Below are 13,851 nucleotides of genomic sequence, written 5' to 3'. Positions count from 1 at the left end.
ACCATGGAAAAATTTTTAGGTATAGACTACCCAACACTTTGGTATTTAGTGGTCGGACTTTTATTTTCTGGCTACGCCATATTGGAAGGATTTGATTATGGTGCCGGGGCATGGCATCTCTTTTTTAAAAAGGATATGAGCCGACGAATTGCCATCAACGCGATTGGCCCCATTTGGGATGCGAATCAGGTATGGCTGATTATTGGTGCAGGTGCCCTGTTCGCAGGCTTTCCTGTGATGTATGCCACCATGTTGTCGGCAATGTATGTGCCCTTTATGCTCTTTTTGATGTTATTGGTGCTTCGTTCTGCAGCCATAAAATTCAGAAGCTTCGAACCCATGACGTGGTGGCGAAAATCTTGGGACATCCTTTATTTTATATCCAACTCGGGTATTGCTTTTTTGCTGGGTGTGGTCTTGGGCAATATTCTAACAGGTTTCGATATCGGCGAGAATTTTACCTACAAAGGGGGTGTTCTTCTTTCGTTTTTGGGCCCATATCCGCTTATGGTGGGTTTGACGACATTGTCCATCTTTATGACCCAAGGGGCAATCTTTTTGTTGCTTAAAACAGAGGGGCGCCTATATGCGAGGCTTACGTTTCTACTGAAAAAGGGGATGATTTTTTTTCTGGTTAGTTTTGCCATTACATCATTGTACACTTTGGTTTTTATTCCAGGTGTCTCCGATAAGTTCAAAGAGAACCCCGTCTTTTTTATATTGCCATTGTTGGCCTTTTTGGCAGTGGCCAACATACCGAGGTTGGTCTCCAAAAAAAGATATGTCCAGGCATTGGTATTTTCATCGTTGACCATGGCTTTTTTACTGATGTTGGTCGCCTTTCAATTGTATCCGGTACTTCTGCCGTCCACTTTGGACCCCAAGTATAGCGTGACCATCTACAATGCAGCATCATCCCAAAAATCATTGAGCATTATGTTAACCATTGTTTTGATTGGGGCACCCCTGATAGCCATGTACTTCCTTTTTCTTTACAGAACATTCAAAGGCAAGGTCAAACTCGACGATACGAGTTATTGAAGACACATATAAATTAATAAATCAACCTCAGAAGCTGGGTTAGTTTTTGTAACCTAGGTTACTGACCATTTCATTTCACTATCCTTAATTTGTTATCATAAAACTTAATCTATGAATTTTTGTTAGAGCCCTAGCCTTGGTATGTTTCTGGGCCTATGATAGCCCTAGTGATGTTCTTATTGCTCATGGTGGGCAAAAACTTTGGGATGTCTGCCAATTTACGGACCATGTGCACCATATGCGGGGCCGACAGGAGCAGTGACTTCTTTCGTTTTGACTGGAAAGCACAACGGTGGAATTTAGTAGTCGTCCTTGGCGCTATTATTGGAGGGTTTCTGGGGTCTTATTATCTATCAACAGAGACTGTAGTTGATATCAATCCACAAGTTGTTGAAAATCTTAGTTCACTTGGATTTGAAAGTGCAGGCAAAGCCTATCTCCCTACCGAACTTTTTGCTAATTCTGTATTAACCGATTGGAAAAGTTTAGCCGTTCTGGCCATCGGCGGATTATTGGTCGGGTTTGGGGCCCGATATGCCGGCGGATGTACCTCTGGACACGCCATATCAGGTTTGAGTGATCTTCAGGTGCCTTCTTTGATTGCAGTTATCGGTTTTTTTATCGGTGGTTTGGTTATGATTCATTTCATATTTCCCTATATCTTTTAGAATGAAGGCAATATTGGGATACCTACTGGTTTTTCATTGTGTATCCATTGCCATAGCACAGGATAACTATAATGGGCAAAGTGTTCAAAATCTTAAGGAAATATTTGCCAAGGGTGAGATAGAAGGGCATATTCGAAACTTCTTTATGAGCACGCTCAACAATCGGGGACTGAAAGATTATTATACGAATGCACTGGGTGGGGCCATTGCTTTTAAAACCAATGAATACATGGGATTTGAACTGGGCGTCAAGGGAACCTTTACCTATCAAACGTTCTCTGCGGACTTAAATGAGCCTGATCAAACGACCGGGGGTATCTCTAAATGGGAACGCGAACTGTACGACATAAACGACTTGGACAATTTTAACGACCTCGACCGTTTGGAGAAACTCTATATAAAATACAACTTTCAAAATGGCTACGCCACCTATGGTAAATTGGCCATTGAGGAAACGCCCCTGCTCAATGAGAGTGATGGCAGGATGAAACCCTATGCTTTTAAAGGTATATGGCTGCAGCTATTTAAGGGAAAACATGTGTTCAACCTGAGCTGGCTTGATCGCATTTGGCCAAGAAGTACGGTAGAATGGTATGATTTTGATGAGGCCAATGGATTGGTGAAAAATGGATTTCAGCCCGATGGAAGGCCCCCTGATTATCGGGATGATACAGCATCAAGAGGAATCGCTTCTTTCTAATATGAAACCCAATTCAACAATTTTGATCTTTGTGTCAACCACTATTACCTTCACCACATTTTTAATACGAGCATGATAGAATTGGATTTTCACAAAGGCTTTTGGATTCTTGGTCTACAGTATGCCCTGCAATTTCCCGATCGTTTTCAAAAAAACTGGACTATGAGGCAAGATACATCCAACCCGAAGAAAAAGGCAAGGTACTGAGCTGGAGATTTGCCTATCATCCAGAACACTGGCATTTTGGAGCGGCCTATACTAAAGCCTTTGACACAGAAAGGTTTCTGTTTCCAAAAGAACTGGGCCGAGACCATTTTTTTACATCCATTCCACGTTCCCGGTTGGAGGGTTTGGGAGATGCCGATGTCTTTACCCTTTCTGGCGATTATGATTTTAATATTAAGGGCTTGACTTTTGGGTTGGAGTTTACCGAGGTTCTGGGGACAAGAATAGACGGCTTTGCTTTCAATAAATATAACAGCGACGAATATTATCAAGTCAATACTAGACTCCACTATGAAATGCATGGCTTTCTTGAGGGGCTAAATTTTGATGTCCTTTATGTCCTCAAGGAAAACCTGAACAATACCGAATCCTCAAAAGTGTTTAACCAAAGCAACTTTCATCAAATAAATTTTGTAACGAATTATATATTTTAGGAATTATGAGAACCATTATTTATTTCCTTATAGGAATCATTTTTGGAATTAGGATGTTTAAATCGGAAGCGGCCTCTTGGTTCCGAATCTATGAAATGTTTCAATTCAAGGCCTTTCACACGTATGGAATCATTGGTTCTGCGCTTGTGGTTGGGGTTGTTATAGTCCAGCTCATCAAAAAGTTCCAGATTAAATCATTCTATGGTGAATCTATCATATTTCATCCCAAGGCAAGGAGCACTCCTAGGTATCTTTTCGGCGGTATCATCTTCGGTCTGGGATGGGCCTTGGCAGGTGCCTGCCCTGGACCCATGTTTACCCTTGTCGGTGCACGTTATCCCTCCATTTTGGTCGTCATTGTCTTTGCCATTTTGGGAACCTTTATTTATGGACTATTGAGAAAAGTTTTACCTCATTGAATGTTATCTTTTAAATCCACAATTTATGAAAATTTGAATAGTACTTTATTTAAGGCATATCTAGTTCAGTCTTATTGCTAGCGCGTAGATTTTTGTTTTATGGAAGAATTTCTTTCTTGGAAAAATTAAATTAAATTCAAATCCATTCATACTGTTTTGGTAGCCTTTCTCTATTTTTTATAATTCGAAAGCGTCAAAACGCTGAGGCAAATGTCCTTTTTTAGAAAAATACCTTGTAATGAATTGACTTTTAGAGGAGTAGGGAGGAGTGTTCTAACTCTGCCACCCCGAAGTCATGAAATAGGATCAAGAGGTGGCTTTTTCAGGGAATATTTTACAAACCGACTTTGTCTAGTTAAAATAGCACCGGTTCTATGAAATCATTTTTTCGGTTTGTTATTTACTCTAAAACAACCGAAATCTAATTGATTTAAGCCCTTTAATTGCTTTTTCAAATACAGCAGCAAGGGTAAATTTTCAATTAAATAATGCTCTGAATTGCAATAGTGTTTGTTGACTCCACTTTCCAAAGATGTGTAGCAAAGTATTGAGCCATGGATTTGTTCAAGAGTAAGTAATTTGGTTTTTAAATTTGAAAACGTACAGCTTGAATATTATTACTATTTTTATAGGTAGTTAACCACATGAAAATTGTGTACAAAAGTTGTTTTTTGCTTTCCGTGTTCTAAACGGGAATTCCTTCAAGATTACAGGATTAAAAACATTGATTTTCAATAGGATAAGATTTTGTCGATGATTCAGTCATCCCGACGAACCACTAAATAGGTGGTATCAAAGCACTGTTAACTGACTGGTTGACAGTGTTTTTTATTTTATATGATATCAAATGAATCCATTTGATATCATATAAAAGGTGTAAAGTTCGGTGAATGGATTGGTATACAAGTTGTTGTAATTTTAAGTAGCATTTAAGGCTATTTAAGGTCGTCTTTGCAAACAAGGTTTGTTTAATTAAAGACGTGTATCATGCGCAATTCCAACACTTTAAAAGTACTTCTCTTCACGCGGGACATTTCAAATAATCCCCAAAAGCTAACCATTTATATCCGTATCACCGTCAACGCTAAGAGGGCAGAGATAGTCTCAAACGGTATGTTTCGGTGAATGAATGGGACGAAACAATTATTCAATTTTTGTCGCAGCTAATTATAAATTATAAGAGTATAATTGATTGACCAACAGAGTACTGTGTTTTAAAGTGTCATTATTTTCAATTATCTTATCCTGTAAATATTAATTATGCCCTTAACTGTAAAAGTCAATCTTGTGCCATTGTTCCGTGGTCTGGTCACGGGGGCCCAACCTTTTGCCGTAGCGCAAGAGGTTGTATTGATGTTCGAGACCGAGGTAGAAACTTTGATGATCTCTTACAATCCTGAGAAAGCGTTGTCCGAAATCACTGGGTTGTTGAGTCGTATCATCACCTTTACACCACAAACCTACAGGGTCATAGTTTCGGTTGGTAACGGCTATGAACATAAAAACTATTTATGAACAAATGCCTGAGAACATTTTTGTCAGGGTCAGTAAATCATATATCGTTAATGCTAGTCATATTGATTCTGTCGACAACAATTTTGTGTATATCGGAGAAAATGAAATACCGATTGGGAATATTTACAGGGATTACTTTTTCGATGAGTTTGTTACCAAAAAGATTTTGAGCAAGTAAGATTTAGTTCCTCAAGAAAAAGTTTTCTTTTACAGCTATAGTTTTAGGGAAGCTTACAAACCCCAACTCTCCGCACCTCTTCCGAATCCACAAACGAACGCAGGTTGCATAAGAGTGCAACTTTATTTTGAAAGAGACCTCTTATCGATTCTTTATTGCTTTTATTGACCTTTAAGGTATCCAATTAGAATTATAATAAAAGTTTTTCAGCGACCAACGCAAAGATTGAATTGCGCATTAGCCTGAGAATTTTTATAAAACTATAGTAGTATTAATCAATAACTCTAAAGTCATGTCCAAACTGAAATCAATCGTAGCCAAAAGAAGATCTTATAACCTTTTAATAATTGTACTTTTTGTCATGGTAGTGTCATTTGCATTGTATATTAATTATTAATGCTCTCTCTTCAATGAAATTGATATAGAACTTTAATTTGTTCCTGGTCCACAAGGGTGATATAATCTCCTAATAGTTTTGTGCACAAAAGGACTTGGTTTAAAATATGTTCTTGAAACCAATACCCACATTTTAAGAATCTGTCCGCTCAGTTTTACAAATTTCAGGTTAACTGATATTCTTCAATCGAGTTAACATCCAATCCGTTGAGTGTAAATTGGCAGGCCAATACTATCTACCTTCCATAAAAAATATTTAGTTATGAGCACAGAGCATTTATTTGATAAAGAAGCAAAAGATAAGCTTAAAGAATTGGCAGAAGGCATCGATATTGCCCTTATGGAAACCAATCTTATAGCTAAACAGACACACATGGTGCCTATGAGTACGAAAGAGGTTGATGAAGATGGCGCCATATGGTTTCTTAGTAATAAGGACAGCCAGCATAATCAAAATCTTAACATTGATAATGAGTTACAACTCATCTATGCTAAACCAGGCGATATGGAATTTATGACTATTTATGGTCAAGCATCTATCACCTCCGATAAAGCGGTTTTGAAAAAATATTATGGAAAGATGGATGATACTTGGTTCGAAGGTATCGATGACCCTAACCTTACGGCCATTAAAGTGGTACCGAAACAAGCCTATTATTGGGATACTAAGTTTGGAAAATTCACCAGTTTTTTGAAAATGGGAGTTGGTATCCTAACGGGTGAAAAGCAAGATTTAGGGGAAGAAGGTCACTTGAAGTTATAGAACTTATGAGTATTCCGAACTGGGTAAAAGAAAGCCGGAATTTTAATCACAACCGTTTAGAGGAGATTTTAAAAACGAGGTTGAAGATTTCTTAAAACTAATGACGATCACTGTTAATTTGTGCTAAAGGTTTTTTAGGGGTAAAAAGCAGTTTTTTAGGAGTAATACTGAGGTTATTCCAGAACTAATTTTAAGATGCAACTTTTAAAAAAACACTATCATGAAAAATTTAAAACAATTATTCGTACATCAACTCAAAGACTTGTTCAGTGCAGAAAAACAGTTGTTGGAGGCTTTGCCAAAAATGGTGGAGAATGCCAGTGATTCGCAATTGAAAAAGGCTTTTGAAAATCATTTTGAGGAAACTAAGGTACAATTGAAAAGAATTGAGGAAATATGCCGAGAGATGAATATTTCACCCAGTGGGGAAAAATGCAAAGCGATGGAAGGACTCATCAAAGAGGCAGAAGGTTTTATCAAAGAAGCAGCTGGTGACGATGTTATGGATGCCGGTTTGATTGCCGAAGCCCAAAGGGTCGAGCACTATGAAATTTCAGGGTACGGCACAGCTGTTAGGTATGCCAAAGAATTAGGGCATCCTGAAATAGCCAAGAAGCTACAAGAAACCTTGAATGAAGAATATGCAGCTGATGAAAAGTTGAACCAGCTGGCCGAAAATCGCGTGAACCGAGAGGCTATGGTTTAATTAATAAAATTACATTTTATAACGGGCACCTTCGGGTGCCTTTTTTTATGGCCCAAATCAGAATAGAACAAAAGTTGATTTGAACACGTTAACGGCCCGACCTGATAATATTCAACTTTGAAATCAAAATTGAGAATATGAATGTTAGCAATAACCCAATGGAATTATATGGTTTGAATAGAACCATGGTTCCATTTCTTCAACTTAAATCACATAGTGGCAGCCTCGATATTCCATCTGAAGTTAGAAATGATTTTATTTCTTTTTGCGATGATAGAAGGGAAAAATGTTCTTTTTCTATCGGAATATTTGATAAGATGGAAGTATGGCGAACTCCTTATGAACTTTACTACGCCATTTATGAGTTCGCCCATAACAGCTGCCGAGATTTCGAATGCAGTAAATATTTCGCCTTTTTTAAATATCAAAATACCGACAATCAAACAGAATTGGTCGAGAAAACCATGAAGCTGCTAGAAAGGTTATATGATTTAGAAGAAAAGGTAGGCGGGCATAAGGTTGATGCATTTGTTGATGAGAATAACAATTGTATCTACTTAAGACTTTGGAACAAAAAAATAAAAGTCTGCTTAAGCCCTTCTTACACAGAAATAGGCAGTGAACATTACTACTTAGAATTTCATATTGATTACTAGAAATAGGTCTTTAATCTGAAATAGCTTTAGTCGCACAAGTACTCATCCTAATCAAAGTAAACTTTAATTTCTACTTAAAAGTTTTATGATAGGTGACTAATTTGGGTGATATTGCACAAGCTATGCACATGGTGACTCGAGATTGATAAGAATACCCAACTAAACAAAAGAATTTTATGGCTTCAGGTTTTTTTGCCCTACTGGATGATATCGCTACGTTAATGGATGATGTAGCCGTAATGAGCAAAGTTGCGGCTAAAAAGACAGCAGGAATTCTCGGTGACGATTTGGCGGTAAATGCCGAAAAGGCTTCCGGCTTTCTGTCGAATAGAGAATTACCCGTTCTATGGAAAATCACTAAGGGATCGCTGTTGAATAAAGTTATTATACTGCCCATTGCCTTTCTTTTGAGTGCCTTTTTACCTATCGCCATTGATATTATTTTGATTTTAGGCGGATTGTATTTGGCATACGAAGGCGCAGAAAAAATATCTGAATTTTTTGGAGGCCACGAAGAAAAGGATTCGAAGGTGGCTGAGGTAAACGATGAGACCGATTTAGAATCTTTCGAAAAAGAACGGGTCAAATCGGCCATCATCACCGATTTTATTCTATCAGTAGAAATTATCATCATAGCACTCGGTACTGTTAAAAGTGAACCCTTATCAACCCAAATAGTAGTGGTGACACTTATTGCTCTTCTAGCCACCGTAGGGGTCTACGGTATCGTAGCGCTCATCGTTCGTATGGATGAATTCGGGTATCGACTTATTAATTTAAACGAGGCAACAAATAGTATTTCTGATAAGATAGGTGGCTTTTTGGTGCTGGCACTGCCTTGGGTAATAAAAAGTCTATCCGTTATTGGCACCATTGCCTTATTGTTGGTGTCAGGTGGTATTTTTGTTCATAGTATTGATTATTTGCATCACCATTTCAACTCCCTTCCCTCCATATTAAAAGAGTTCCTACTGGGTCTTATCGTTGGCTTTGTAGTCTTTTTATTGGTTAAATTAGTGAAAAAGATTTTCCATAAAGGTTAAATTATCGAACTAGAATTAGGTAGTGCCATTCAATTTTATGTTACTATTTAGTAGTGTGTAAATCAGTTATTTGAATGGTTTTATGATTTTTCTTTATTTGCAAATATCCTCTCAATTTTACATAATTACCTTTTAGAATTTTTGGGCTACTAAATTGGCTTTTAAAGTTAATTAATATTCGTAGCAGTGCAGAAATTGCATCGCTATGGAGAATACTGTTACGTACAATAGGGCTTTGAACAATCTTTATCAATTGAGGGATAAATCGATGGCGACCATCGACTCACTGAACATATTTCTTATACGCTTCGGTAACCCGTTTACTAAGTATAAGGGCATAGAAGCAAGACTAGAACTTCAAAAAAAGTTTCTTTTAGAACTTGAAGGATACCTCGACTCGAATGCTGCCGAAGGTACCGCTATCTATAGAAGACCGGCCTTTAATTGGCTTGAACGGGTCGAGCTTTTCAATTGTGTTTCTTTAGACCGTGCCGTAGAGCTTATTGGTAAATCAGACCATAGGCAGATTCGAGAATGCATCAACATACTTTCTTCGCCGCATTTAGAATCTGGGGTGCGAAGTCTACTGCTAAACCATCTGCAAAAGCTCATTGATTTATCATCTTCAACAAAGATGAATAACGCCCATGTCACTTATAGCAACTCCAAAAAAAATAAAGAAAGAGAATTTATCTAATGAGGCTTAGGCCTTACCAACTTATTGTAACGCTATGGAAAATATAGAAAAACTTACGGCCGAAATGGCTATTCAAAAATCAGCGGGTATGGGTTCCGTTGTGGCTGATGGTATAACGACATTTCGGGTTTGGGCACCGCATGCCGAGAGAATTTGTGTGGCGGGTTCCTTTAATGATTGGAGTAAAGAGTCGTTAGAACTTTCTAGGGAAGAAAATGGATATTGGGCCGGTGCCTCTGAACTTCCTTCAGAAGGTGACGAATACAAGTTCATCATTTATAACGGAGATCAAGTTTTGGAGAAGAACGATCCCTATGCTTTTGAAGTAACGAACAGTGACGGAAACTCCGTGATCAGAACATTGAATTTTGATTGGAGTGATGCCGAATTCAAGATGCCTTCTTGGAACGAATTGGTCATTTATGAATTACATGTAGGTACTTTTAATAGAAAAGACCCAGACCAGGTAGGCACCTTCGCCGATGTGATTGAAAAATTACCCTATCTGAAAGATTTGGGCATCAATTGTATTGAACTGTTGCCTGTTGCCGAGTTTGCTGGCGGAATCTCTTGGGGGTACAATCCGGCACATCCGTTTGCTATAGAGCAAGATTATGGCGGTCCTGATGGGTTGGCAAATTTTGTGAACGAGGCCCATAAATTGGGTATAGCTGTTATTATGGATGTAGTCTATAATCACTTCGGCCCTTCCGATGTAGACCTGTGGCAATTTGATGGATGGAGCGAAAATGAAAAAGGCGGAATCTATTTCTACAATGACCACCGAAGCGATACCCCTTGGGGAGATACAAGACCTGATTATGGCAGGCCGGAGGTAAGGCAGTACTTGAGGGACAATGCACTTATGTGGATTGAAAAATACCATTGTGATGGCTTGAGGATGGATGCTACATCATACATTCGATATGAGGGTGGAGGATTAGGGTTTGATTCGGAAATAGAAGAAGGCAATATTCTAATGCGAGATATCAATGCCGAACTGAAGGAAAAATACCCGTACGTATTGACCATTGCCGAAGATTTAAAGAGAGACCACCGAGTGACCAACGATTTTATCGATGGCGGCCTTGGCTATGGCACACAGTGGGATATGGCTTTTGTACATCCCGTCAGAGAGGTTTTACAAGATACCCACGATGACAGCCGTGATATTCAGAAAATTGTCGATGCCCTAACTTTTCAGTATAGCGGAGACTATTTCAAGCGCGTTGTATATACCGAGTCGCACGATGAGGTGGCCAATGGCAAGGCCAGGGTACCAGAGCAAATTCAACCGGGGGATGCAGAAAGTGAGTTTGCCAAGAAAAGGGCCATACTTGGTATCGTTCTCACGCTAACAGCTCCGGGAATACCTATGCTGTTTCAAGGTCAGGAATTTTTAGAAGATGAATATTTTCAAGATACGGAACAACTAGACTGGAAAAAATACGAGAAGCATAAGGGTATTTCAAGAATGGCCGGTGATTTGATAAAACTAAGAACCGGTGAAACACAGGGCGGTTTTGGTCTTCGTGCCCAAGGTGTCAACATTGTACATTTCAATCCGGATACTAAAATTCTGGCATATATAAGAGATGAAAAAGAAGGTGGTAGCGAACCTGTAATGGTCATTCTGAATTTCGGAAATACCGAATTTGAAAAGTACGGAATAGGGATAGAAGAGGGCAGAAATTGGAAGTTGAAGATTGACGCCCTATGGAAAGGATATGATCCTGATTTTTCAGAGACCTCACATTCCGGTGAAATGATAATAGCTCAGGAACCCGCTGATGGTCAAAATTGGTCGGGTAAAGTTAATATTCCCGCTTACGGCGCATTGGTCTATACCATATCTTAAAACACTAAGATGAAATCTGTTGCAATCATAGGCAGTGGGCCATCGGCGATTTATCTGTTAAAAAATATATTGCTTGGCCTGGAAAATGCTTCTAATCAAATTGAAGAAATTTCCATTTATGAAAAAAGGGCATTGCCAGGTATTGGCATGCCCTACCATCCAGAGACCACCGATATTCATAATATGGCGAATATCTCGTCGGATGAGATTCCTTTCCTTTTTATAACCCTTGAAGATTGGGTCAGAGAGCAAGACGCGGTATTCTTTGAAAAATATGATATTGATCCATCGAAAATAAACGGTTCTACATTGTTCCGTAGGTTAGTGCTGGGGGAATATTTTCATTCGCAATTCCGGTTATGTTGTGAAAAACTGAGGGAAATGGGTGTAAATGTTTCGGTTAATGGCGATACTGAGATTATTGATATTCATTACCACGAGACTTACTGTAACTTGCTCTCCAATGTCGGTCAAATTTTTACTGCTCAAACGGTTTTTATAGCAACTGGGCATCAATTTAATGTACGTGACGATAGGGGTGAGAAGTACTTTAGTTCGCCATGGCCCATTTCAAAAATCCTTCCCAAAAAGCATAATTATCATGACTTTTCTATAGGTATTTTGGGTGCTTCCCTTAGTGCGTTTGATGTAGTGGCTTCTCTTGCCCACAGACACGGGCGATTTGAATCAGTAGACAATCGATTTGTCTATCTGCCATTTGAAAATACCGAAGCTTTCAATATGGTATTACATGATGTCAATGGTTGGTTGCCGCACCTTCAATATGAGCAGCAAAGCGCTTTGAGAAAGGTGTATAGGTTTATTGATAAAGAACATTTATGGGCACTTGTAGACGAAGATGGTTTTTTGAGTCTGGATGTATTTTTCGATCAGGTCTGTAGACCGGTATTGCACAGGGCGTTGTTGAAAGACGAAGAGCAATCTCTAGCTCAAGATTTACTTCAGCCCGAATTCAAGTTGAACGATTTTATTGAACGTATGGCCCGTAAACATGAGTATCAAAATGCGTTTGAAGGGTTGGAAGTTGAAATGAAAGAGGCCGAAAAGTTATACTTTGAGCATCAACCATCGCACTGGAAAGAGAATTTAGATGATTTGATGTTCTGTCTTAATTATCACGCTGAGCTGCTTTCGGCAGAAGACTATCTCTATTATAAGGAGACAATGCAGCCATTTCTTATGAATGTCATTGCCGCACTCCCTATTGAATCAGCTAAAAAACTATTGGCCCTATACGATGCAAAGAAAATAGATTTAATAGCCGGAATCGTCAATCTTGACCAGATTTCGATTGGAGAAAAAGTTCAGGTTTCGGTGGAAGACGAACAGAAGTCAACAACTCTTGATTATGATATGTTTATTTGTTCTGGAGGTCAAAAGGATGTTGAATTGGAAGAATATCCGTTCCCGAGTTTAATTGCCTCCGGAACGGTGAGCGCAGCGCTTAAAAGGTTCAAAGATTATTCTGAATTGGAAGCTCCGGAAGAATCATTCAATTGGGTTGTAAAGGACGATATTCAATATTTGAAAGCTCCCGGAATTGCGATTACCAATGATTACAGTCTAATCAATAGACAGGGCCGAGCAGTAGAAAATGTTTATGATATCACCTTCTGTCATGCTGCCGGTCTTAGGCCGTATGCCTATGGTCTGCAAGCATGTGCTACCACTGCTGAAATAGCTGTTTTACATTGGTTGACAGCGTTAAACAAACCAAGTCTAGAAATGAATATGTAGTCCGAACAGAAATTTGGCTTAAAGTGGACCAAATATGCGGAATGATTTAAGTGATAATATCGAAATTGATGGTCTCAGGTTGATTTTCGGTATCAGAAACTGATTTTACCGCCTGGTAGAGCAATGTTTTAAGCAGGTTATAAGAATTAGGCTTTTGAATATAACCGTTCGCACCATCAGCTTTAAGCTGTTTTACCTCTCTTTCTTGGTAGGTAGAAGAATAGACCACAATTTTAATAGTATTGAACTTTTTAAAGTTTCTGATATCCATGAGACAGTCAAAACCATCCATGTGCGGCATAAAAAGATCTAAAAAGATGATGTAGGGCAGGGTTTTATCAGAAAACAGGCGATCCATCAGTTCAATTCCGTTAGTAAACTGAATTACTTTGGTTTGTATCGGAATCTGGGACAATGCATCCATGAACAGTTCCCGATCTTCTGAATCATCATCCGCTAAGTACACCAAAAGTTCGCCCAAAACTCAAATTTTAAGGAAAATTGAAGATTTTTTAAAGTTAAGCATGATACTATCCTAAATATTATTAGCTCATTCGAATTTACTGAATTAAAGGGAATTATTCGATTTCAATACTATGCGGAGAAAATTTTCATGATGACTTAGTACGAATATGAAAATTAATTATGTCCCCCAGGCCTAGAAAAATAAGGCTTTAGTCTAAACTAATAAGAAACTTAAGAAAGCTTTACCTTATCAAAGCCTATAAACTCGTATTGATTTAATGCCGGGCAAAATGGTGAATTAGATTTTAAACGATAGATCTTATTTTATA

Annotated in this window: 15 protein-coding genes; 14 read left to right on the top strand and 1 reads right to left on the bottom strand. The window is 38.5% G+C overall.

The features are described from left to right. Positions 1-3 precede the first annotated feature (3 nt). The 14 genes from cydB (at position 4) to IL356_RS12785 (ending at position 13,057) form a co-directional block, all read left to right on the top strand. A complete protein-coding gene (cydB, locus tag IL356_RS12850; RefSeq protein WP_192466549.1) occupies positions 4-1,041 on the top strand; it encodes a cytochrome d ubiquinol oxidase subunit II in 1,038 nt (345 codons plus the stop codon). A 155-nt stretch (positions 1,042-1,196) separates the two neighbouring features. Continuing rightward, positions 1,197-1,709: a YeeE/YedE family protein gene (locus IL356_RS12845; RefSeq protein ID WP_121848617.1), complete on the top strand. Its 513-nt coding sequence runs from the start codon at positions 1,197-1,199 to the stop codon at positions 1,707-1,709. 1 nt (position 1,710) lies between these two features. Then, entirely contained in the window at positions 1,711-2,409 is a 699-nt protein-coding gene (locus tag IL356_RS12840; RefSeq protein WP_121848618.1) for a hypothetical protein, read from the top strand. A 101-nt stretch (positions 2,410-2,510) separates the two neighbouring features. Beyond that, a complete protein-coding gene (locus tag IL356_RS12835; RefSeq protein ID WP_121848619.1) occupies positions 2,511-3,068 on the top strand; it encodes a hypothetical protein in 558 nt (185 codons plus the stop codon). Between the two features lie 5 nt (positions 3,069-3,073). Next, positions 3,074-3,487, top strand: coding sequence for a YeeE/YedE family protein (locus tag IL356_RS12830; protein ID WP_121848620.1), 414 nt, complete (start codon positions 3,074-3,076; stop codon positions 3,485-3,487). A 1,260-nt stretch (positions 3,488-4,747) separates the two neighbouring features. Further along, positions 4,748-5,002 (top strand): hypothetical protein, encoded by a 255-nt coding sequence (locus IL356_RS12825; protein WP_121848621.1) that lies wholly within the window; start codon positions 4,748-4,750, stop codon positions 5,000-5,002. Positions 5,003-5,006: 4 nt separating this feature from the next. Continuing rightward, positions 5,007-5,180, top strand: a complete 174-nt coding sequence (locus tag IL356_RS12820) for a LytTR family transcriptional regulator DNA-binding domain-containing protein (RefSeq protein ID WP_240467940.1) — start codon at positions 5,007-5,009, stop codon at positions 5,178-5,180. Between the two features lie 658 nt (positions 5,181-5,838). Further along, positions 5,839-6,339: a pyridoxamine 5'-phosphate oxidase family protein gene (locus IL356_RS12815; protein WP_121848623.1), complete on the top strand. Its 501-nt coding sequence runs from the start codon at positions 5,839-5,841 to the stop codon at positions 6,337-6,339. A gap of 220 nt (positions 6,340-6,559) precedes the next feature. Then, positions 6,560-7,045, top strand: coding sequence for a YciE/YciF ferroxidase family protein (locus tag IL356_RS12810; protein ID WP_121848624.1), 486 nt, complete (start codon positions 6,560-6,562; stop codon positions 7,043-7,045). 137 nt (positions 7,046-7,182) lie between these two features. After that, positions 7,183-7,701 (top strand): hypothetical protein, encoded by a 519-nt coding sequence (locus IL356_RS12805; RefSeq protein ID WP_121848625.1) that lies wholly within the window; start codon positions 7,183-7,185, stop codon positions 7,699-7,701. Positions 7,702-7,877: 176 nt separating this feature from the next. Continuing rightward, the gene (locus IL356_RS12800) at positions 7,878-8,744 is read left to right on the top strand and encodes a DUF808 domain-containing protein (protein WP_121848626.1); all 867 of its coding nucleotides are present in this window, start codon (positions 7,878-7,880) and stop codon (positions 8,742-8,744) included. A gap of 205 nt (positions 8,745-8,949) precedes the next feature. After that, positions 8,950-9,441 (top strand): hypothetical protein, encoded by a 492-nt coding sequence (locus IL356_RS12795; RefSeq protein WP_121848627.1) that lies wholly within the window; start codon positions 8,950-8,952, stop codon positions 9,439-9,441. A 34-nt stretch (positions 9,442-9,475) separates the two neighbouring features. Further along, positions 9,476-11,299 carry an alpha-amylase family glycosyl hydrolase gene (locus IL356_RS12790; RefSeq protein WP_121848628.1) on the top strand — a complete coding sequence of 608 codons (1,824 nt, stop codon included), beginning with the start codon at positions 9,476-9,478 and terminating at the stop codon, positions 11,297-11,299. Between the two features lie 9 nt (positions 11,300-11,308). Then, complete coding sequence (locus IL356_RS12785) at positions 11,309-13,057, top strand: FAD/NAD(P)-binding protein (protein WP_121848629.1); 1,749 nt, start codon at positions 11,309-11,311, stop codon at positions 13,055-13,057. Positions 13,058-13,103: 46 nt separating this feature from the next. Here the strand turns inward: IL356_RS12785 and IL356_RS12780 are convergent, their stop codons facing one another. Further along, positions 13,104-13,538: a response regulator gene (locus tag IL356_RS12780; RefSeq protein ID WP_121848630.1), complete on the bottom strand. Its 435-nt coding sequence runs from the start codon at positions 13,536-13,538 to the stop codon at positions 13,104-13,106. Positions 13,539-13,851 lie beyond the last annotated feature (313 nt).

Source organism: Euzebyella marina, assembly GCF_014855515.1.
GTDB lineage: Bacteria > Bacteroidota > Bacteroidia > Flavobacteriales > Flavobacteriaceae > Euzebyella > Euzebyella marina.
Note: the sequence above shows the minus strand (reverse complement) of the source record. Positions and strands in the feature narration are given on the sequence as shown.

Coding starts and splice junctions, on each gene's coding strand:
- IL356_RS12790 (WP_121848628.1), top strand. CDS start 9,476: ATGGAAAATATAGAAAAACTTACGGCCGAAATGGCTATTCAAAAATCA.
- IL356_RS12820 (WP_240467940.1), top strand. CDS start 5,007: ATGCCTGAGAACATTTTTGTCAGGGTCAGTAAATCATATATCGTTAAT.
- IL356_RS12810 (WP_121848624.1), top strand. CDS start 6,560: ATGAAAAATTTAAAACAATTATTCGTACATCAACTCAAAGACTTGTTC.
- IL356_RS12800 (WP_121848626.1), top strand. CDS start 7,878: ATGGCTTCAGGTTTTTTTGCCCTACTGGATGATATCGCTACGTTAATG.
- IL356_RS12805 (WP_121848625.1), top strand. CDS start 7,183: ATGAATGTTAGCAATAACCCAATGGAATTATATGGTTTGAATAGAACC.
- IL356_RS12815 (WP_121848623.1), top strand. CDS start 5,839: ATGAGCACAGAGCATTTATTTGATAAAGAAGCAAAAGATAAGCTTAAA.
- IL356_RS12840 (WP_121848618.1), top strand. CDS start 1,711: ATGAAGGCAATATTGGGATACCTACTGGTTTTTCATTGTGTATCCATT.
- IL356_RS12785 (WP_121848629.1), top strand. CDS start 11,309: ATGAAATCTGTTGCAATCATAGGCAGTGGGCCATCGGCGATTTATCTG.
- cydB (WP_192466549.1), top strand. CDS start 4: ATGGAAAAATTTTTAGGTATAGACTACCCAACACTTTGGTATTTAGTG.
- IL356_RS12845 (WP_121848617.1), top strand. CDS start 1,197: ATGATAGCCCTAGTGATGTTCTTATTGCTCATGGTGGGCAAAAACTTT.
- IL356_RS12830 (WP_121848620.1), top strand. CDS start 3,074: ATGAGAACCATTATTTATTTCCTTATAGGAATCATTTTTGGAATTAGG.
- IL356_RS12795 (WP_121848627.1), top strand. CDS start 8,950: ATGGAGAATACTGTTACGTACAATAGGGCTTTGAACAATCTTTATCAA.
- IL356_RS12825 (WP_121848621.1), top strand. CDS start 4,748: ATGCCCTTAACTGTAAAAGTCAATCTTGTGCCATTGTTCCGTGGTCTG.